This window comes from Thomasclavelia ramosa DSM 1402, from assembly GCF_014131695.1.
In the GTDB taxonomy this organism is placed as follows: Bacteria; Bacillota_I; Bacilli_A; order Erysipelotrichales; family Coprobacillaceae; genus Thomasclavelia; species Thomasclavelia ramosa.
Genome location: NZ_CP036346.1, coordinates 3,065,524 through 3,085,066, shown reverse-complemented (window position 1 = coordinate 3,085,066; position 19,543 = coordinate 3,065,524). Strand labels below are relative to the sequence as shown.

The window sequence follows — 19,543 nt, the reverse complement described above, 5'->3', positions numbered from 1 at the left end:
AACGGCTGTTTAAGATTATGTCTAGAAAGGCTTGTCAAAAATATTTGACAACATTCCTAATATCTTTGGTAGCATTATTTTGATGGTTTATTTATACTGTTAATTATAGGAGGAAAGCAGATGTTAGGCGAAAAATTAATGCGATTAAGAAAAAAACAGGGCTATAGTCAACAAGAGGTTGCAGATAAGTTATCAGTGAGTAGACAAACTATTTCTAACTGGGAATGTGATCAAGCCTTACCCGCAGTTGATAAAGCCATGGAATTGGCACAGTTATATAATATAAGTTTAGATGATTTAATGGAAAATGAGATTGAAATAGTTAGTAATAATAAAACTAAAGACCTACATCTTTTACAATATTTGATCGGAAAAACTTGTACGCTGGAGTGCACACGAGATGCCTATTTGTTAGATATATCTACAAGTGATGGAAAGGTTCTAATTGTTGATGTCAATGATGATTGGGTTAAAGTGCAGTATCATCGAACAAAAAAAGGTTCGTTTATAAAAAAAGAAACTGTTACCAAACTAATTGATCTATCATGTATTAGCGGCTTTAAGGTCGAGGGGGAATTATAATGACGACTATTATTGCAATTATTGCTTTAGTTATAAGTATTTGTGCAATATATGAGATTGAAAAACTAAAGAAAAATGATGTTAAAAATATTGAAAAAGAAATTAAGGAAACAGATCGAATTAAGAATATTTTAGCAGGATTAAAGCAGTGTGATTGCGAATTGATTGTAAAAGAAACCATGTTTTTGATTGATGTCCCATATAGTGTAGAAGGTAAAATCATTGATTTAGATGATGATTGGGTTTTAATTGTTAGTATGGGAAGAAAGACGATTAGTAGAATGATTAGGATAACCATGATTAAAGATGTAATAGAATTGACTAAGTAGACAACTAAGGTTGTCTTTTTAATTGTAAACTAATTTTAAATAATTAGTTTACAATTTAGTGAATGTTTGCTATGCTTAAAAACGAGGTGATTCAATGAGTGTAAAACAAAATGTAATTGCTTTACTTGAAGAAAATCGTAGTAAGGTAATATCCGGACAAGAGTTAGCCAACCAATTGCATGTTAGTCGTGCGGCAATTTGGAAAGCGATAAAGACATTAAAAGAAGAGGGATATAATATTGAAGCAACGCCAAATAAAGGATATGTATTATTAGAAAATAGTGATGTTTTATCAAAACAAGGAATTGCATATTATTTAACTGAAGAAATTGATATCTTTTCATATAAAACAATCGATTCAACCAATACACAAATGAAGAAATTAGCAATAAATGGTGGTAAAAATCATAGTGTAATTGTGTCTGAAGAACAAAGCGCCGGACGTGGTAGATTTGGACGAAGTTTTTATTCACCGGCTCAAAAAGGGGTTTATATGAGTGTTTTATTAAAAACAGGAGATTCGCTACAAAATGCAACTATGATTACAATTAAAACAGCAGTTGCGGTTAGGCGAGCAATTGCAAAGCTATATGATATTGAAGTAGCAATTAAGTGGGTTAATGATTTGTATTATCGAGGGAAGAAGGTTTGTGGTATTTTAAGTGAGGCAATTAGTGATTTTGAAAGCGGAATGATCGAAGCAATTATTATTGGAATTGGAATTAATGTATCAACTGATAATTTTCCATTAGAAATAGCTTCCATAGCTACTTCTCTAGGATTACAAGAAGCTAATCGTAATCAATTTATTGCAGAAATCTTAAATCAGCTATTTGCAATTATCGATGAGGATTTTAAATTGGTTTTGAATGAATATCGCATGGCTTCATGTGTATTGCATAAGCAAATAACTTTTAATCAAAAGGGGGAGCAGTTTACCGGTTTAGTTCGTGAAATTAATGATTTAGGTAATTTGGTCGTTAGTAGCAATGGTGCAGAAATGGTATTAACCGCGGGTGAAGTAAGTATTATAGGAGGAAACCATGGAGCAGAATAAGTTACTAACAACAAAGAAAATAACCTATTGTGCAATTTTTACGGCTCTAATTACAATCGGAGCATTTATACAGATTCCGGTACCTTTCATGGATTATTTTACATTACAATTTTTCTTTGTTTTGCTAGCTGGAATTTTATTAGGCTCAAAATTAGGAGCATTGGCAGTATTACTGTATGTTGTAATTGGATTACTAGGATTACCAATATTTGCGGCCGGTGGAGGTTTAGCGTATATTGTTAGACCTAGTTTTGGTTATTTAATTGGTTTTATTGCAGGAGCGTATGTTACAGGCATAATATGTGAAAAAACTAATGAAATAGCAGCAAAAAAATATGTTTTGGCAGTATTGAGTGGTCTTTTGGCCACTTATATGATTGGACTTGGCTATAAATATATCATTTTGAATTACTATACTGGAACTCCAATAACTTGGAAACTAGTTTTGCTCTCATGTTTTCCTTTAGATTTACCAGGTGACTTATTTTTAAGTTTTTTAGCAGTCGGGACAGGAATTAGATTTGAAAAGATTTTTAAAAAGAGGAGAATACAATGTTAGAGAAGCTCATTGCACAAATTATGGCTGGTTATGAAATTAGTAAAGCAGAAGCTAAGATGCTGATAGATTATGATCTAGGGACTTTAAAGCAAGGGGCTGAACTAATTAGAAGAAGCTATTGTGGTAGTACATTTGATCTTTGTTCAATTATTAATGGTAAAAGCGGGCGGTGTAGTGAGAATTGTAAATATTGTGCTCAATCAGTTTATTATCAAACTGGAATTGATATTTATAATTTGTTGAAAATTAGTGAAATTAAAGCAATAGCCCTACATAATCAAAAGCAAGGTGTCGAACGTTTTTCTATTGTGACATCCGGACGGAAATTAAATGTTCAAGAATTTAATAAAATTTTAAAAATATATCAAGAACTTAATGATACTACAACGATATCCTTATGTGCTTCACTAGGACTATTAAACTTTGAAGAGTTAAAAAAACTTAAAGAAACAGGCGTTAAAAGATATCATAATAATTTGGAAACATCACGTAACTACTTTAATAATGTTTGTACTACTCATAGTTACGAGCAAAAAATCAAAACAATTAAGGCTGCAAAATTAGCAGGTTTGGAGGTTTGTAGTGGCGGAATTGTAGGAATGGGAGAATCATGGCTTGATCGACTTGATCTAGCTTTTGAATTAAAAGACTTAGGAATAAAGTCGGTTCCAATCAATGTTCTAAATCCAATTAGAGGAACACCGTTAGAACATTTGAAACCATTATCAAAAGAAGATGTTGAAAGAATATTTGCCATTTTTCGTTTTATTCTTCCTGATGCAACGATTAGAATGGCTGGTGGTAGAGGGCTTTTTGATGATAAAGGAATAAATGTATTTAAAAGTGGTGCTAATGGCGCTATCACTGGAGATATGCTTACAACTCAGGGAATAACTATTGCTGAAGATCAAAGAATCATTAAGCAATTGGGATTTAGGGTAGCCAAGCCATGATTAAAGGTTTGTTTGTTACTGGAACAGGGACAGATGTTGGAAAGACATATGTAAGTGCAAGAATAGTTAAAGCCTTGAAATCACAGTATAAGGTTGGTTATTATAAGGCGGCCTTAAGTGGTGCCGTTGTTGAAAATGATGTACTGATACCAGGTGATTTAGAAGTTGTTAAGCAGTATGCAAGTCTGCCAAATGAAAGCTGTAAAGTATCTTTTGTTTATGAAGAAGCATTTGCGCCTCATCTAGCTGCAAAAAAGACTAATACACCAGTTGATTTAAATACTATAAAAGCAGATTTGACAGATTTAGAAAATAAGCATGATTTTGTTGTTATTGAAGGAAGTGGTGGTATTATTTGTCCACTGCGCGATGATAAATTGATAATGCTTAGTGATGTGATGTTACTGGCTAACTATCCGCTAATAATTGTAACATCATCAGGCTTGGGTAGTATTAATGGAGCAGTTTTAACGGCTCAATATGCTAAACAGTTAAATTTAAATGTACTTGGTTTTATTATGAATAATTTTGATAGTAACAATCTCCTTCATCAAGATAATCGAATAATGATTGAAAGATTAAGTAGTTATAAAGTTTTAGGGTATTTAAACAAAAAAGCTGATAAGATTGAATGGTTTGAACAAATTATAGAAAGTTAAGATAAAAAAGTGAAATATACCTCGGTATTTAATACTTAATATCTAATAAACGGGAGATATTTCAAATTCACTTTTAATTATAAATAATCGGTTCCTATCTACTTTAGCGGAGTTATATCAATATGTAGTTACAGTTTTTTTCATGTTAACATTATTGGCGAAATGTTAACGGATTGATATAGACGAAAAAAGACAAAATATCTATGATATAGATAGGAGGGATGGGTTATGAGCATTGGTAAAAAACTACTAAGCCTAAGGCAAGAAAAAGGGATTTCACAAGAAGCTTTGGGCCGTGAATTAAATGTATCAAGGCAAACAGTGTCTAAATGGGAAAGTGATTTAAGTTTACCAGACATGAAAATGATGATAACAATAAGTCAATTTTATGAAATAAGTATTACCCAATTATTAGATCTTGATGATGAAACAGAAGCTGATTCAATCAATAAGATATATGAACAAACATCATTAGTGTTAGAGAATCTACAAAAGGAAAATAAAAAAAAGATTATTCGTGATTGGATAATTATTATTATTTGTACTCTTTGTTTATGTGTTGCATTAGCAATACTAGTTAAAAAGGGAACTAATGAGGTAGTTTTTTATCCTAATAATAGTACAACTCCAATAACCGATAACAATATAATAGATTATTCAAATACAACATTTAAAGTGATTAGTTATGACTTTGATAAAATGACAATGAGTATTAATTATAAATGCGTTTTAAATAATTATACAGATATAACTCAAGTAAATATCTGTATTGTTGATGTTTTTAATAATCAGAGTATTTATCCAATGACTAAAGAAAATGCTTATACTTTTGTTTTAACAGAAACAATTCCTTTAGTGAATTATGCTAACTTTGAAATTTTGGTTAAAAATGGTGATAAAGGAGAAAAAATTAATGCGGATTCAGAAATAGAACATCATTTAGACAACTTGTTGAGTCACTTGATTTATATCTATATTCCAGGTGATAAAAATTATAAATTGATTAGAAATAATATGATTTATAAATTAGATTATAGTTATTTAGAAAACGAAAAGATTGATTATAGTGGTACTTTATCAAATAAAGTAGAGATAATTATTAATAAAATTAAAAATAATAATTATGAAAAAATTGGTCAAACTAATACAACTTTAGATAAGCAAAAAAAGATAAAATTATCAAAAGACTTATCTAATGGTAGTGAGATAAATGTTATCGTAAATATAATAACCGCTGAGCAATCATATGAATTGGTTAATATTAACCGTTATGTTCAAACTGGAGGAATTAGTTATTCTGAGTATCCTATCTATCGTTATGGAGATATTTAAAAAAAGATCGTAATGATCTTTTTTACTATTTTATTTCAATGAGTTCGTATTCACGAGTTCCGATTCCAATTTTTTCACCATGTTCTAAACAAGATTTCCAGTTTGTTTCAGGTGATACGTCTGTAAAGTGATCATGATGATGATGACCATGTTTATCTAACAAACTATTTGCAATAGCAGGCTGTTTATTAACAGCATCAGCACAAGCCATATCTAAAGCAACGGGATCAAATGAGGCAAACATTCCGACATCAGGGACGATGGCAATATCATTTTCACTATGACAATCACAATAAGGTGATACATCAATAACCAATGAAATATGAAAACATGGTCGATCTTGCACAACTGCTTTAGTATATTCAGCAATCTTATAGTTTAAAATGTCATTAGCTTCATCCATGCTGGCAACGATTGCATCTTTAGGACAGACTCCAATACAGCGACCGCATCCAACACATTTATCATGATCGATAGAGGCTTTGTGATCAGTAATACTTGTCCCGTTATGAGCACAAATTTTAATACATTGTCCACAGCCAATACACTTATCTTGCTCAACGACAGGTTTGCCAGCACTGTGCATTTCCATTTTACCAGCACGGGAACCACATCCCATACCTAAATTTTTCAAAGCACCACCAAATCCAGTCAATTCGTGTCCTTTAAAGTGATTTAACGAAATGATAATATCAGCATCCATAATCGCTTGACCAATTTTTGCTTCTTTAACATATTCTCCATTGATTGGAACGATTTCTTCATCTGTTCCTTTTAAACCATCAGCAATGATTGTGTGAACTCCGGTTTGGAAAGGATTGTAGCCATTAGAATAAGCACTGTCTAAATGATCTAGTGCATTTTTTCTTCCTCCCACATATAGAGTATTACAATCAGTTACGAAAGCTTTTCCACCCAATTCTTTTACATAGTCAGCAACAGCTTTAGCGTAATTTGGGCGTAAAAAAGCTAAATTACCGGGTTCTCCGAAATGTACTTTGATAGCAGTGTATTTGTTTTTAAAGTCAATTTCTTCAAAACCTGCTTTCTTCATTAAAAACTTCAGTTTTTCAGGAAGATTCATTCTTCCTGTATGCATATCACAATAATAAACTTTTGCTTTTTCCATAATTACCTCCATGATATTATGTCCTTGTATAATTTAATTTTAGCACTATTTATTGTAGGCTAAAAGCTAAATCAATTATATCTTACATCTTAAAGTATGCTTTAACGCAATATAAATAGCAAATAATTACAACAAAAAAAGAGCATCTCAAATATAAATCGAGATGTTCCTTTAAATAAATTATTAATTATTTTCCTCAGCAGTATCATTAGTCAAATTGAATTTATCTAATAAGTAGAAAGTTAGTGAAAGAATCATAGCAACAATACAAGCTAGCACCATTCCAGTTAATTCGACACCACCAAAGCTTAGCGTAATACTGCTTAATCCTGTAACAAAAACAACTGAAGTTAAGATAAGGTTTTTATTAGTTGCGTAATCAACTTTTTGATCAACTAAAATTCTTAATCCACTAGTACCAATCATTCCATATAGTAAGAAACTGATTCCACCAATAACCGGTCCAGGAATAGTTTGAATTAGTGCTGATAAGGGTCCTACGAATGAACAAATAATAGAAAGAACAGCTGCACCTGCAATTACTTGAACACTATATACACCGGTGATAGCCATAACCCCAATATTTTCACCATATGTAGTTGTTGGAACAGAACCGATAAATCCTGAAATCATAGTTGAAAAATTATCACCAAATAAAGAACGATGTAATCCAGGGTCTTCTAACAGGTTTTTACCGATTATTTTTCCTGTAACAATTTGATGACCGATATGTTCTGAAGTAATTACAAGAAGAACTGGTAAGATCATCAAGATAGCGTTAATATCAAATTTTGGAGTTGAGAAATTAGGTATTGCAAATAGTGGAGCATTTGCTACAGTTGTAAAATCTACTAATCCAAAACAAATTGCTGCAATATATCCACAGATAATTGCAATAAGAATTGGAATGACACTTAAAAATTTTCTAAAACAAATATTTCCAAAAATTGCAACTCCTAGAGTAATTAAAAATACCCAAACATTGGCCATCTGAATATTATCACCAATCAAGCCTGCATTATTTGCAGCAGTAGCACTTAATTCTAATCCAATTAATGCAACTACTGGTCCCATTGCAGCTGGTGGTAAAACAATATCGATCCATTTTGTCCCACATTTTTTAATAATTAAGGCTAATAAACAGCCGCAAAATCCGACTGCTACGAATCCCCCCAAAGCATAAGGGTAGCCAAATTTAGAAATGACAATATTTGCTGGAGCAATAAAAGCGAAGCTAGAACCTAGATAGGCAGGGGCTTTCCCTTTTGTAATAACAATAAATAATAACGTTCCAATACCGTTCATGAATAAGACGATAGCTGGATTTATCCCAAATAAGAAAGGTACTAAAACACTGGCACCAAACATTGCAAACATATGTTGTAATGATAATGGAATCAGTAATTTTCCTGGGACTTTATCCTCAACTTGAATAATCCGTTTATTAGACATACATGTCCTCCTTTTTAACCTTAAATATTATGTCATTATTTAGTGATACTGTCTATAAAAATCTTCTTATTTTAGTTTAAAAAATTTAATTGTTCAAATATTTGATTATTTCCTTTATCGCTTGGTTGAACAATATGTTAAAATGATGGTGCAGGAGGTAAAACTATGCAATTAGAAGAACTGGTAAATCAGTATTATGATGATTTAAATGAAAATGATTTAATGATTTGGAAATATATATTAGCCCATAAAAAAGAGTGCTGTGAAATATCTATTGATGAATTATCTAAACGTTGTAACATATCACGGGCAACAATTTCAAGATTTAGCCAAAAGATATCTTTTGAGGGATTTCGTGAATTTAAGATGCGTTTAAAATTAGAATGTCAGCAGGTTCAAGTAAAGAATGATGGAATGCTTGATGAAATTTGTAATAATTATCTAAAAAGTATGGAACTAACTAAAGATAGCGATCTTGATGACCTCTTTGAACATATACATCACGCACGTAGGCTCTTTGTCTTTGGAACTGGTGAGACACAAAATACAGTAGCCGAAATGATTAAAAGAGTTTTTCTTCAAACTAAAGTATTTTTCGTCACCTTATATGGTAAAAGTGAATTAAAGATGACTATTAACGGTTTAGGAGAACAGGATGTAATGATTTTTATTTCTGTATCTGGTGAAAATGAAATGGCAATTGAGGCAATGAAAACATTGAAAAATAAAGGTACTTATATTGTTTCTATCACTAAACTAAATAATAATACACTAGCGCGGCTTGCTGATAAAAGTTTGTATGTAATTACAGATCAATACAAAAGATTTAATAATCGTACCTATGAAACGACTTCAGCATATTTTAATACAGTAGAAATTTTATTTCTTAAATATCTAGATTATCTGGATAATTTAGATGAGTAAAATATTTCTGCACAATTTTAAGTTTGAGAACCCTTGAAGTTTAATTTTAAGGGTTTTTTATTAATATTTACTGTACTTATGCACAGATCTTGTGCAAAGGATATAAATGTGAACCTCTTCTTTAAATACGCTTAAGATGTTGAATCAAAAATTATTTATATTACAATAAAGGTACATTAAGATCTTAGTGCAGCAAAAAATAAATTAACTCTCTTGGGGGTCATGGAATATAAATATATATTTAGCGCGAATGTTATTTATATTGGATGCATAGAGGGTTTCTAAAACTTATTAATCCATGAAACAGAGGAGAAAAAGAAAATGGAAAAGAAATATTCAGTTGTTATTGCTGGTGGTGGAAGTACTTTCACACCTGGGATTTGTTTATTATTGTTAGATCATATGGATCGTTTTCCAATTAGAAAAATTAAATTTTATGATAATTTTGCGGAACGTCAAGAAACCATCGCTAAAGCCTGTGAAATTTATTTAAAAGAAAATGCACCAGAAGTTGAGTTCGCTTATACTACTGATCCAGAAGAAGCTTTTACTGATGTTGACTTCGTTATGTGTCATATTCGTGTTGGATTATATGCAATGCGTGAAAAAGATGAAAAGATTCCAATGAAATATAATGTTGTTGGTCAAGAGACTTGTGGTCCTGGTGGAATTGCTTATGGCATGCGTTCTATTGGCGGGGTTATTGAAATTCTGGATTACATGGAAAAATATTCTCCAAATGCCTGGATGTTAAATTATTCTAATCCAGCTGCCATCGTAGCTGAAGCAACAAGAAGATTACGTCCTGATTCTAAGATCTTAAATATCTGTGACATGCCAATCGATCTTGAAGAAAAGATGGCTAACATGGTAGGGTTAAAGTCACGTAAAGAGATGTCTGTTGGATATTATGGATTAAACCACTTTGGATGGTGGCATAAAATTGAAGATAAAGACGGTAATGACTTAATGCCGGAAATCAAGAAGCATATGGCAGCTAATGGTTTTGCAGATGCACTGTCAGGAACGAATCAGCACGTGGAACAAAGCTGGATTGAAACATTCGCAAAAGCAAAAGATGTTTATGCATTAGATCCAGAAACAATCCCAAACACATATTTAAAATATTATTTATATCCTGATTATGTAGTAGAACATACTAATCCGGAACATACACGGGCAAATGAAGTAATGGAGCATCGAGAAAAGAATATCTTTACAGCTTGTAGAAAGATCATCGAAAAAGGAACAGCTGTAGACGGAGGGTTTGAACCAGATGCGCATGCTGAATATATTGTTGACTTAGCTTGTGCAATTGCTAAAAACACTAAAGAAAAAATGTTATTGATCGTACCGAATGAAGGAGCAGTAGAAAACTTTGACCGTACGGCAATGGTAGAGATTCCATGTATCGTAGGAAGCAGCGGATATGAAAGAATCTGTCAGGGATCAATTCCACAATTCCAAAAGGGATTAATGGAACAACAAGTATCAGTAGAGAAATTAGTAGTAGATGCATGGATAACAGGAAGCTATCAAAAATTATGGCAAGCAATCACATTATCAAAAACAGTACCAAGTGCAAGAGTAGCGAAATTAATCTTAGATGATTTAATTGAAGCGAATAAAGATTTCTGGCCTGAATTGAAATAAGATGTTAAAACTATTTAAAAAGATACTAGTGTGTTGATACTGGTATCTTTTTTATCGTTCATTGAATTTTAAATAGTTTTTTATAACGATATCTTTAAAATCATTAAAGTTCTTACATTTTTTTATTTCTGATATTACAATTGGTTCATTAAATAATAATACTAGAGATTCATACAATGCATGAAAATGTTTGTTATCTATTTTATTAAAAGCAATCATAAAAACTACATTGACAAAATGCTGGTTTCCCCAGTCAATTCCTTTATGACTAATTACCACTCCTATACTAGTTTTATAAGCGCTCATTTTCATAGGATGTGGAATGGCAATATTCATAAAAGCTGTAGAACTTGCTGTTTCTCTTTTCCATATCTCTTCTTTAAAGTTTTCTTCTACATAGCCTAGATTAATCATTCGTTCTGCTAGTTCGTTAATAACAGCGGATTTACTAATATCTTCATTCATTGAATAAAAAAGTTTTTCATTAAAATAAAAATTAAGATTATTAGTAAGAATTTGACTTTTTTTAGTGTTCTCTATTCTAATGATTGCATCTAAAATCTTATTTTTCTCATAGCTCATTGGGAATGGTGGTAATAATACGGTAAAGTAGTTTGTAGATTCTAAAACAGGAACAGTAGTGATAAGAAGATCAAAATTATTCCCTAGGATCTCATTTTCAAATGAAATTGATTTTTGAATAGTTAATTGATCTCCAAAATCCATCATAATTTTTTTGTGTAAAGTACTAGTGATATTTAAATATTCAGGACATAATAGGAGACAGGATACTTTTGTTTCTTCTTTTTTTTGTCTTTCTATCTCTGTTCCTACATGTAAAGCAATGAAGGCTATTTCATCCTCATTGACGTTTTCATGAAATGATAATGTCAGCTGATAAGCAATAAACGTTGAGATATCATATATAGTTGGGCATGATATTTTAATAGAATCAAGCATTGGATTTTTAAGAAGATTGTTTTTTATTAATCTATTTTTAAGGTTTTTTAGATGTAGCATAAAAGGAGTTATAAAATTATCGGAGTCAAGATTAATAAAGAAATGTTCATCAACATTTTTTATGATATTTTTGGTAATTTGAATAATTTCATCTGATACTAATAAAGAAACATTTTCGTTTTCATCATTTATATAATTTGCATTATTTTTAAAGAGAATATAGATTTCAAGTATTTCTGATGAGTTAAAAGAGACATTAAAGACTTGTTCTAAGGCTAGGCATAGTTCTTTAGCTATTTTTTCATCATTTTTATTAGTAACTTGAATTAATTCATTATTGTTAATAATGTGATTACCATGGTTGATTCGACTAACCATAATAGTTACATGCAAAATAAAATTAACACAAGAAAAATCGTTAAGATAGTAGTGATGCTGTTTGCAAATATCTTTGATTAGGGTGCAGGCATCATCAAGATCATAATCTGGGAAACTTTCTTGTAGCAAAGTTAAGTTAAGAAAATTTCCGCTTACTTCTTCTGACATCACATGGCTAATTAGTTTACGTTTATTTTGTTCAGAACCTCCAACATGAAGTTTATTATTTTCACTAGAAAAAGTAATTTTAAAATTTGCAAATGAAGTATTCATTTTATAAATATCTTTTTTTAAAGTACTATAGCTAATGAATAATTCCTCACATAAATCAAAAATATCAATATAGTCCTGCTTTTCTAAAAGCGTCTTTTTTATGATATAAATACATCTGCTTTCATAGTCCTGAGGAATATCGTCTTTATATTGAAGTAGTGAGTTAGCTTTTACTTTATCGATGACATAACCACGATTGCTAGAAGAAATCAAGCTAGGATAATTCATGTTTAATTCGGCAATATATGATTTAATTGTTCGAATAGAGAGATTTAATGCTTTTGAAAGAATATTTGCTGTAACTTTTTCATTATGAGTATATAAATAATTGATCAATTCTTCTTGCTTCCTTCTCATGCTCTCATCCTTCCCTAGTTGTTGTTTTCTATATTATAATAGTTTTAATTTTTATTTAAAACTAGAATTTTGCACAGTGCAAAATACTTATTTGCACTGTGCAGAATGTTAGTTGAGTAGATATGAACAAAATGATTAAATATAAGCGTAAAGTTCAAGAACTTGCAGACAAATAAGAAATGGAGGAAATAAAAATGGCACAAGCACATATTTATCTTTGTTGTGGAGGAGGGCTCTCTTCAGGATTTTTAGCTCAAAAAGCTCGAGCAGCTGCAAAAAAAGGTAAAATAGATGCAACTATTGAAGCAAAGAGTGAAAGCGAAGTCACACAATATTTGCCAAAAATGGATATTCTTTGCATTGGACCGCATTATGAATTTAGGCTGAATGCTTTTAAAGATATGGCAGCCCCATATAATATTCCTGTAATTGTTATTCCTGAAGAAATTTATTCAATGTTAGATGGAAAAGCATTACTTGAATTAGCATTATTAGAAATAGAAGAGTTTTATAAATAAAATATATAACAGGAGAGAGAAAAATGAAAGGAATTATGAATTGGTTTACTAATAAATTAGCACCAGGGATGCAAAAAGTTTTCAGTAATCCTTGGATTGCAGCAGTGGCGAGCGCAATGCAGAAAATCTTGCCGTTTATTTTGGTAGGATCAGTTATTTCAATTTACAATGTATTTGTACGTTACATTCCATCACTACCGGACTTGAGTTTTGTTAATACATTTAGCTTTGGAATGATGTCATTGATAGTAGCTTTTATGGTTACTTATTTTGGGATGGTGGAACTGGATCATCCTAAATATACAATAACTGCAGGGTTAACTTCAGTGACTGTATTTTTAATGGCCTTATGTCCAACCATGGCAACCTTATTAAAAAATGCAACAACTGGGAAAACTGAACTTACTTTTACAGATATTAATTTTTTAGGTGGATCAGGTTTATTTATTGCGATTATTGTAGGATTAGTTGTAATGTTGATTTTCCATTTATATGCAAAGTTACATATTTTGGAAGATAGTGCTACAATGCCGGATTTTGTTTGTGAATGGATAAATAATATTGTTCCAATGACAATTATCTATTTAATATTTGGAGTAACTGTATTTACAATAGGTTTTGATTTAGTAGAATTTATTAATTTAATATTCCAGCCGATTGTTAATTTAGGACAATCTTTACTGGGATTTGTTGTTATTTGTTTTTTATACGTATTGTTATATTCAGTAGGTATTTCAGCTTGGTCGTTAAATGCTATTGTTAAACCAATTTTAATGGCGGGAATTGCAGCCAATGCTGAGATGGCATTGGCTGGAGGAAGTCCAATTTATATTGTGACAACAGAAACGATTTTTACAACGGCCTTAATCGCAATGGGGGGCTTAGGTGGAACATTACCATTAAATTTTCTAATGTTATTTAAATGTAAATCTAAAAAATTAAAAACAATGGGGAAAATCTGTATTGGACCGTCAATATTTAATATTAATGAGCCACTTGTTTATGGGGCGCCAATTGTCTTTAATCCGTTACTAATGATTCCAATGTGGATAAATTCAATTATTGGTCCATTAATTATCTGGTTTGTAATGAAAGCTGGTATGCTAAATATTCCAGCCGGAGTTAATAATATTTCTCGTATTCCTGCGCCGATTTGCACCTGGTTAACTACTGATGATTTCCGAGCGTTTATATGGTTTCTTGTACTATTTATTATTTATGGATTGATCTGGTATCCATTTTTAATGAGATATGATAATCAGCTTGTTAAAGAAGAACATGAAAAAGAATTATTAAAGAAAGAATTTTGATTAACGTAACCAATTAGTCATATAGTGTGGAGGAATAATAAATGGATGAAAATAGTCTTTTAATACCAGTTGCGATGAAAATCATTATGAATTCAGGCAATGCAAGAACAAAAGCAAATGAAGCATTGGAGGCACTCAGTATCTTTGATTTTTCAAATGCACATAAGAAAATTGTGGAGGCAAGGGAGGATATAAAAAAAGCACATCAAGAACAAACAGAAATAATTCAAAAAGAGGCTGCAGGTGAACATTATAAAACATGTTTATTATTTACCCATGCTCAAGATACTCTTATGACAATCATGAGTGAGGTTAATTTGACAGAAAAAATGATAATATTATTTGAATCTTTTTACCAAATACAGGGTCATAAGGAGAATTAAATATGCTACTAACAGAAAAATACAAAAAACAAATATATTATCAATTTCCTAAAGATTTTTTATGGGGCGTGGCAATGAGCGCAAAACAGGCTGAGGGGGCTGATGATAGAGCATTGACAGTTGCTGATTTGCAAAATTATGATCCAAATGATAAAGCAAAGGTGAAAGGAGATTTATCTAAAGCGGAGATTTTAGACCGTCTCAATTATCCAGAAAGATATAATTTTCCTAAAAAAATAGGAATTGAATTTTATCATCGTTATAAAGAGGATTTGATATTGCTTAAGGAAATGGGGATTACTTGTTTTCGGTTTTCAATAAGTTGGGCAAGAGTATTTCCAAATGGAATAGATGGTGAACCTAGTGAGAAAGGATTAAAATATTATGATAAAATATTTAATTTGTTAAAAGAAATGGGGATAGTGCCTATTGTTACATTATATCATGATGATATGCCAATTGATTTAGCTTTAAAATATAATGGTTTTTTAAATGAAAAAGTTGTGACAGCATTCATAAAATATGCAACTTTGATTATGCAAAGATATAAGGATAAAGTAACATATTGGATACCTGTTAATCAGATTAATTTAACACGGGTAGGTCTCAGTTCGTTAGGAATTGTAAAAGATACAGTGACACAATTGGAACAAAAGAAATATCAAGCTATTCATAATAAATTTGTTGTCTGTGCAAAAATAAAAGAGATTGGAAGTAAAATAAATAATAACTTTAAATTTGGGTGTATGCTAGCTGATTTTTTAGTAACACCAATGACTTGTAAGCCTAAGGATGTTGTTTTTTCAACTGAAAAAAATCAAATGACAATGTATTTTTATGCAGATGTACAATTAAGGGGAGAATATCCTGGATATGCAATAAGTTATTTTAGTCATAATCATATCGCCGTAGAGATAAAAGAAACCGATCTAGTATTAATAAAAGAAAATACTTTAGATTTTTTAGCGATTAGTTATTATAATTCTAACGTTGTCAGTCATGAAAAGAATACTTTAGCTATTGGCGATTCCCAATTAAATCCTTATCTGGAGACTAATCCATGGGGATGGACAATTAATCCTCTTGGTCTATATGATTGTTTTCTTAAATATTGGGATCGTTATCAAAAACCATTAATGATTGCTGAAAATGGAATTGGTCAAATTGAAAGGTTAGATAATGATACAATACACGACGATTATCGAATTGATTATATTAGAGAACATATTATTGCTTTGAATAAAGCAATCACACGAGGTGTCAAGGTTTTTGCTTATTGTGCCTGGTCGCCAATTGATATGGTTTCTTCAGGAACAAGTGAAATGAAAAAAAGATATGGATTTATTTATAATGATCAAGATGATTATGGAGTAGGCAGTCATAAAAGATATAAAAAAGATTCATATATATGGTATCAAAATGTTATTAAAAGTAATGGTTTAAAATTAGAATAGTTTATATAAAACTATGGTTTTTTAAAGAAACTATAGTTTTATTTTGATAATTAATTTGAAAAAGATTCCATTGTAAGATGCAATTACTAAAGAGACAGGAGGCGATGATCAATGGATTTTATTTTTAATATCAATCTAAAAAAGAATTTATTAACTAAAATGAATTAAAACCGTGTGAATTGATTTGTAAAGGTTTAACAAAGATTTAAAGATTATCGCTAACAGAAATATTAACTGAAGAAAGTTACTAAAACAATGATTTTGTTAAAAGTAGGATATTCAGGTTATGCAGAATTTAAATATGATTGCGTTAAATATGTAAATAGCTTAAATAATGCTAAAGATACCGTTAATAAAGAGAATAATAAGATTGAAAAAATATATTGATACAATCGAATTGATGCATTATACCTTAATGATAAAATGATGAGAAAGTTAGCCGTTTTAGTAAAATAAACAAGAAGAGTTCGCTGTGTTGGAGAGGTTAATAGCCCGATAACCTGTTTGCAATTGATTTAATTGCTAATAAAGAAGATCTATTTTTAATGATTTCAGTTACTGGTAAAAGCGATACAATAAGGTCTTTAAAAGGTTATCACAGTCTGCACAATATAATAAACCATGAAATATATTTTTATAAATCTTTCGTTTTCGTTTTGAACGTACTTCCTTGCTTTCTAATTTTGCTTGATAAATACAGAATATCTTTTCGTCTATAATTATTTCATGATGATGTTTAAAGATTTTTCATTTCTCTTTTGGAAGTTTTTGATACTCACCTCTAGTTTTGAAATATTCCCTTTTATGAAGAATTAAATTTCTAAGATAAGTTGCATTCATTAAAATTCTACACATATAGGGATTATTCCATACATCAGTATACTTACTTTTATTATCTATTTCATTCTTTAAACTAAATTCATGTAAAGAAAGAGATGGTGTTGGAATGTTTCTCTTGTTAAAGTGTGAGCAATTTGTAAGGTACCATAGCCATCTCCATCAATTTGAAAGGTATGTTTTACAACATTAGCATTAACTGGATTAGTCACTAATTGAGCGCTTTTTTCACTTTACGGTACCCCAAAGGTGGTGTTGAATTATTAATTTACGTGGGAATTAATGCAGTTCAATTAAATGGTGAGGGCTTTATTGCACGTATTGGTCAAGGACAATTACTATTGGAATTTGACATGGATAAGATTAAGGCTGCGGGATATTCATTAGAAACACCTGTCTTAATAACAAATCATACTGATTTAAAAGAGATAAAAAATACTAATGAAGCGGTGGTTTCTAATGATGTAGAATTAATTAAAGTTGAATTTTAAAAAGATGAGACTATAGTTTTTAGTCTCATCTTTTTAATGACAACATTTATTATCGTGTTCTTGACAAGCGTGATGACCATCATCATGGTGATTACAGGCTGTGTTAGGATCGTAATGCAACTCACCCTTTAGATAGTCGATTACTGCTTCATCACTACTGCCAATGACCCCAGGAATGATTTCGATTCCTAATGATGTGAGGATATTTCGTGCACCTCCGCCAATTCCACCACAAATCAATACATCAATGTTAAGATTTTTTAGAATTTCTGCTAAGGCTGAATGACCCTGACCGTTAGTACTTTCTATTTGACTAGAGATAATTTCTTGATTCTCAATGTCGTATACTTTAAACTCTTTACTCTTTCCAAAATGTTGAAAAATATTACCATCTTCATAAGTTACTGCTATTTTCATTCTGTTATCCTCCATTTTTCTTTTATTTTTAATTGTACAAGATGAAGTGCAATTGACTAAGTGAGCTTTGTCACAAAGAGAGTAGTTACCACCTTCAATTTTTAAAGAATAGCCCCGGACAATGCTTTGAGCAAGCTTATAACGTGCTTGTTCATAAATACTCTGAACGGTTGTTCGGGCAACATCCATTTGTTTAGCACATTCTTGTTGTGTGAGTCCTTCAAGATCCATTAATCTAATTGTTTCATATTCGTCGATTGATAGGACTACTGTTTTTGTAGCTGACGGGTTTGGACCAAAATATGCATATCTAGGTAATCTGCATACTTTTCTTTTTCGACATGGTCTTGGCATAGCTTCACCACCTTTGTTATTGACATATGTCAATAACATTATAAGCTAATATTATAAAAATAGCAATAATTAACCACTATCCAATGATTCTTTATTAATTTTATAATAAGTGATATACTCTAAACGAGTAAAGGAGGTTTTAACAATGATAATACGTAAAGCAACAATTAAAGATTTAAAAGCAATTACAGCTGTTGAAGCCACTTGTTTTCCACCTGCAGAAGCAGCTAGTCGGAGTAATTTTAAAAAACGTTTGAAAACTTATCCGAATCATTTTTGGCTATTGGAAGATGAAGGAAAATTGATTAGTTTTATTAACGGAATGGTAACAAATGAAACAACGATCAATGATATTATGTTTGAAGATGCTAGCTTACATGATGAAGCAGGAGAATGGCAGGCAATTTTTGGAGTAAATACAATTCCTGAATATCGTCAACAAGGGTTAGCTGCCAAAGTCATGCAGGTGGTAATTGATGATGCCCGTATGGCAGGACGAAAAGGATGTATTCTTACTTGCAAGGATAAATTATTGCATTATTATGAGAAGTTTGGATTTAAAAATTGTGGGATTTCTCAGTCAATGCATGGTGGTGCTATCTGGTATGATATGCGTTTAGAGTTTGAACATGAATGATTTAGTAAATCTTGGTAAGTTTATTAGTTTGATTTTACGACATAAACCGGAACTAATTGGATTAAAGCTAGATTATCATGGATGGGCAAAGGTTGATGAGTTGTTGTTAGGAATTAATAATAGTGGTCGTTTTATTAATCGAACATTATTAGATGAGATTGTCATGACAAATAATAAACAGCGATATCAATATAATGAAGATCATACAAAAATTCGAGCTAACCAAGGTCATTCAATCAAAGTAGATATTGAATTAATTGAAAAGATTCCACCAGAATATCTTTATCATGGAACGGCATTTAAATATTTGAACAAGATAGAGCAAGAAGGGATTAAAAAAATGAAACGTTTATATGTTCATTTATCGAAAGATATTGAAACAGCATTTAAAGTCGGAAGTAGACATGGTAAAGCAATTGTTTTAGTTATTGATACAAAGGCAATGTGTGAAGATGGCTGTAAATTTTATTATTCCCAAAATGGTGTGTGGTTAACTGAGGACATTGATTATAAATATGTAATGGAAGTAATTAAGTGATGGTTAA

At 30.9% G+C, this 19,543-nt stretch carries 20 protein-coding genes; 16 read left to right on the top strand and 4 right to left on the bottom strand.

The window, feature by feature from the left end; genetic code table 11:
• Positions 1-120 precede the first annotated feature (120 nt).
• The 7 genes from EYR00_RS14720 (at position 121) to EYR00_RS14690 (ending at position 5,471) form a co-directional block, all read left to right on the top strand.
• Positions 121-582, top strand: coding sequence for a helix-turn-helix transcriptional regulator (locus EYR00_RS14720; RefSeq protein WP_003539392.1), 462 nt, complete (start codon positions 121-123; stop codon positions 580-582).
• Positions 582-911, top strand: coding sequence for a hypothetical protein (locus tag EYR00_RS14715; RefSeq protein WP_003539393.1), 330 nt, complete (start codon positions 582-584; stop codon positions 909-911). The genes EYR00_RS14720 and EYR00_RS14715 overlap by 1 nt, the downstream gene beginning before the upstream one ends.
• A gap of 94 nt (positions 912-1,005) precedes the next feature.
• A complete protein-coding gene (locus EYR00_RS14710) occupies positions 1,006-1,968 on the top strand; it encodes a biotin--[acetyl-CoA-carboxylase] ligase (RefSeq protein ID WP_003539394.1) in 963 nt (320 codons plus the stop codon).
• Entirely contained in the window at positions 1,955-2,527 is a 573-nt protein-coding gene (locus tag EYR00_RS14705) for a biotin transporter BioY (RefSeq protein ID WP_003539395.1), read from the top strand. The genes EYR00_RS14710 and EYR00_RS14705 overlap by 14 nt, the downstream gene beginning before the upstream one ends.
• Entirely contained in the window at positions 2,521-3,480 is a 960-nt protein-coding gene (gene bioB, locus EYR00_RS14700) for a biotin synthase BioB (RefSeq protein WP_003539396.1), read from the top strand. The genes EYR00_RS14705 and bioB overlap by 7 nt, the downstream gene beginning before the upstream one ends.
• A complete protein-coding gene (bioD, locus tag EYR00_RS14695) occupies positions 3,477-4,139 on the top strand; it encodes a dethiobiotin synthase (RefSeq protein WP_003539397.1) in 663 nt (220 codons plus the stop codon). The genes bioB and bioD overlap by 4 nt, the downstream gene beginning before the upstream one ends.
• Before the next feature lie 228 nt (positions 4,140-4,367).
• The gene (locus tag EYR00_RS14690) at positions 4,368-5,471 is read left to right on the top strand and encodes a helix-turn-helix domain-containing protein (protein WP_003539398.1); all 1,104 of its coding nucleotides are present in this window, start codon (positions 4,368-4,370) and stop codon (positions 5,469-5,471) included.
• A gap of 25 nt (positions 5,472-5,496) precedes the next feature.
• Here the strand turns inward: EYR00_RS14690 and EYR00_RS14685 are convergent, their stop codons facing one another.
• Positions 5,497-6,600, bottom strand: coding sequence for a DUF362 domain-containing protein (locus EYR00_RS14685; RefSeq protein ID WP_009008884.1), 1,104 nt, complete (start codon positions 6,598-6,600; stop codon positions 5,497-5,499).
• 183 nt (positions 6,601-6,783) lie between these two features.
• Positions 6,784-8,052, bottom strand: a complete 1,269-nt coding sequence (uraA, locus tag EYR00_RS14680) for a uracil permease (protein WP_003539400.1) — start codon at positions 8,050-8,052, stop codon at positions 6,784-6,786.
• Positions 8,053-8,217: 165 nt separating this feature from the next.
• On the opposite strand from uraA, the gene EYR00_RS14675 reads away from it, so the two are divergent.
• Together EYR00_RS14675 and EYR00_RS14670 are read left to right on the top strand one after the other, a co-directional pair.
• Positions 8,218-8,976, top strand: coding sequence for a MurR/RpiR family transcriptional regulator (locus EYR00_RS14675; protein ID WP_003539401.1), 759 nt, complete (start codon positions 8,218-8,220; stop codon positions 8,974-8,976).
• A gap of 321 nt (positions 8,977-9,297) precedes the next feature.
• Positions 9,298-10,629, top strand: a complete 1,332-nt coding sequence (locus EYR00_RS14670; RefSeq protein WP_003537319.1) for a 6-phospho-alpha-glucosidase — start codon at positions 9,298-9,300, stop codon at positions 10,627-10,629.
• A gap of 51 nt (positions 10,630-10,680) precedes the next feature.
• Here EYR00_RS14670 and EYR00_RS14665 read toward each other — a convergent pair whose 3' ends face one another.
• On the bottom strand, positions 10,681-12,597 hold the full coding sequence (locus EYR00_RS14665) for a BglG family transcription antiterminator (protein WP_003539402.1): 1,917 nt from the start codon (positions 12,595-12,597) through the stop codon (positions 10,681-10,683).
• Between the two features lie 194 nt (positions 12,598-12,791).
• Between EYR00_RS14665 and EYR00_RS14660 the strand changes: the two genes are divergently transcribed.
• The 5 genes from EYR00_RS14660 to EYR00_RS14640 all read left to right on the top strand — a co-directional run bounded on the left by EYR00_RS14660 (position 12,792) and on the right by EYR00_RS14640 (position 17,590).
• The gene (locus EYR00_RS14660) at positions 12,792-13,115 is read left to right on the top strand and encodes a PTS sugar transporter subunit IIB (RefSeq protein ID WP_008792651.1); all 324 of its coding nucleotides are present in this window, start codon (positions 12,792-12,794) and stop codon (positions 13,113-13,115) included.
• A gap of 23 nt (positions 13,116-13,138) precedes the next feature.
• Complete coding sequence (locus EYR00_RS14655) at positions 13,139-14,425, top strand: PTS sugar transporter subunit IIC (RefSeq protein WP_003539405.1); 1,287 nt, start codon at positions 13,139-13,141, stop codon at positions 14,423-14,425.
• A gap of 41 nt (positions 14,426-14,466) precedes the next feature.
• Complete coding sequence (locus EYR00_RS14650) at positions 14,467-14,808, top strand: PTS sugar transporter subunit IIA (protein WP_003539406.1); 342 nt, start codon at positions 14,467-14,469, stop codon at positions 14,806-14,808.
• A gap of 2 nt (positions 14,809-14,810) precedes the next feature.
• Positions 14,811-16,262 (top strand): glycoside hydrolase family 1 protein, encoded by a 1,452-nt coding sequence (locus EYR00_RS14645; protein ID WP_003539407.1) that lies wholly within the window; start codon positions 14,811-14,813, stop codon positions 16,260-16,262.
• Between the two features lie 1,052 nt (positions 16,263-17,314).
• Positions 17,315-17,590 carry a PTS glucose transporter subunit IIA gene (locus tag EYR00_RS14640; protein ID WP_009008885.1) on the top strand — a complete coding sequence of 92 codons (276 nt, stop codon included), beginning with the start codon at positions 17,315-17,317 and terminating at the stop codon, positions 17,588-17,590.
• A gap of 33 nt (positions 17,591-17,623) precedes the next feature.
• Here EYR00_RS14640 and EYR00_RS14635 read toward each other — a convergent pair whose 3' ends face one another.
• Entirely contained in the window at positions 17,624-18,361 is a 738-nt protein-coding gene (locus tag EYR00_RS14635; RefSeq protein ID WP_040434433.1) for a NifB/NifX family molybdenum-iron cluster-binding protein, read from the bottom strand.
• A 145-nt stretch (positions 18,362-18,506) separates the two neighbouring features.
• Between EYR00_RS14635 and EYR00_RS14630 the strand changes: the two genes are divergently transcribed.
• Both EYR00_RS14630 and EYR00_RS14625 read left to right on the top strand, forming a co-directional pair.
• Positions 18,507-18,998 (top strand): GNAT family N-acetyltransferase, encoded by a 492-nt coding sequence (locus EYR00_RS14630; protein ID WP_003539418.1) that lies wholly within the window; start codon positions 18,507-18,509, stop codon positions 18,996-18,998.
• On the top strand, positions 18,991-19,536 hold the full coding sequence (locus EYR00_RS14625; protein ID WP_003539419.1) for an RNA 2'-phosphotransferase: 546 nt from the start codon (positions 18,991-18,993) through the stop codon (positions 19,534-19,536). Before EYR00_RS14630 ends, EYR00_RS14625 begins: the two co-directional genes overlap by 8 nt.
• Positions 19,537-19,543: the final 7 nt, after the last annotated feature.

Bases quoted from the DNA above. Each gene is read 5' to 3' on its own strand.
- EYR00_RS14715 (WP_003539393.1), top strand. From the start codon at position 582: ATGACGACTATTATTGCAATTATTGCTTTAGTTATAAGTATTTGTGCA.
- EYR00_RS14650 (WP_003539406.1), top strand. From the start codon at position 14,467: ATGGATGAAAATAGTCTTTTAATACCAGTTGCGATGAAAATCATTATG.
- EYR00_RS14710 (WP_003539394.1), top strand. From the start codon at position 1,006: ATGAGTGTAAAACAAAATGTAATTGCTTTACTTGAAGAAAATCGTAGT.
- bioB (WP_003539396.1), top strand. From the start codon at position 2,521: ATGTTAGAGAAGCTCATTGCACAAATTATGGCTGGTTATGAAATTAGT.
- bioD (WP_003539397.1), top strand. From the start codon at position 3,477: ATGATTAAAGGTTTGTTTGTTACTGGAACAGGGACAGATGTTGGAAAG.
- EYR00_RS14670 (WP_003537319.1), top strand. From the start codon at position 9,298: ATGGAAAAGAAATATTCAGTTGTTATTGCTGGTGGTGGAAGTACTTTC.
- uraA (WP_003539400.1), bottom strand. From the start codon at position 8,052: ATGTCTAATAAACGGATTATTCAAGTTGAGGATAAAGTCCCAGGAAAA.
- EYR00_RS14720 (WP_003539392.1), top strand. From the start codon at position 121: ATGTTAGGCGAAAAATTAATGCGATTAAGAAAAAAACAGGGCTATAGT.
- EYR00_RS14675 (WP_003539401.1), top strand. From the start codon at position 8,218: ATGCAATTAGAAGAACTGGTAAATCAGTATTATGATGATTTAAATGAA.
- EYR00_RS14630 (WP_003539418.1), top strand. From the start codon at position 18,507: ATGATAATACGTAAAGCAACAATTAAAGATTTAAAAGCAATTACAGCT.
- EYR00_RS14660 (WP_008792651.1), top strand. From the start codon at position 12,792: ATGGCACAAGCACATATTTATCTTTGTTGTGGAGGAGGGCTCTCTTCA.
- EYR00_RS14705 (WP_003539395.1), top strand. From the start codon at position 1,955: ATGGAGCAGAATAAGTTACTAACAACAAAGAAAATAACCTATTGTGCA.
- EYR00_RS14635 (WP_040434433.1), bottom strand. From the start codon at position 18,361: ATGCCAAGACCATGTCGAAAAAGAAAAGTATGCAGATTACCTAGATAT.
- EYR00_RS14690 (WP_003539398.1), top strand. From the start codon at position 4,368: ATGAGCATTGGTAAAAAACTACTAAGCCTAAGGCAAGAAAAAGGGATT.
- EYR00_RS14655 (WP_003539405.1), top strand. From the start codon at position 13,139: ATGAAAGGAATTATGAATTGGTTTACTAATAAATTAGCACCAGGGATG.
- EYR00_RS14645 (WP_003539407.1), top strand. From the start codon at position 14,811: ATGCTACTAACAGAAAAATACAAAAAACAAATATATTATCAATTTCCT.
- EYR00_RS14665 (WP_003539402.1), bottom strand. From the start codon at position 12,597: ATGAGAAGGAAGCAAGAAGAATTGATCAATTATTTATATACTCATAAT.
- EYR00_RS14685 (WP_009008884.1), bottom strand. From the start codon at position 6,600: ATGGAAAAAGCAAAAGTTTATTATTGTGATATGCATACAGGAAGAATG.
- EYR00_RS14625 (WP_003539419.1), top strand. From the start codon at position 18,991: ATGAATGATTTAGTAAATCTTGGTAAGTTTATTAGTTTGATTTTACGA.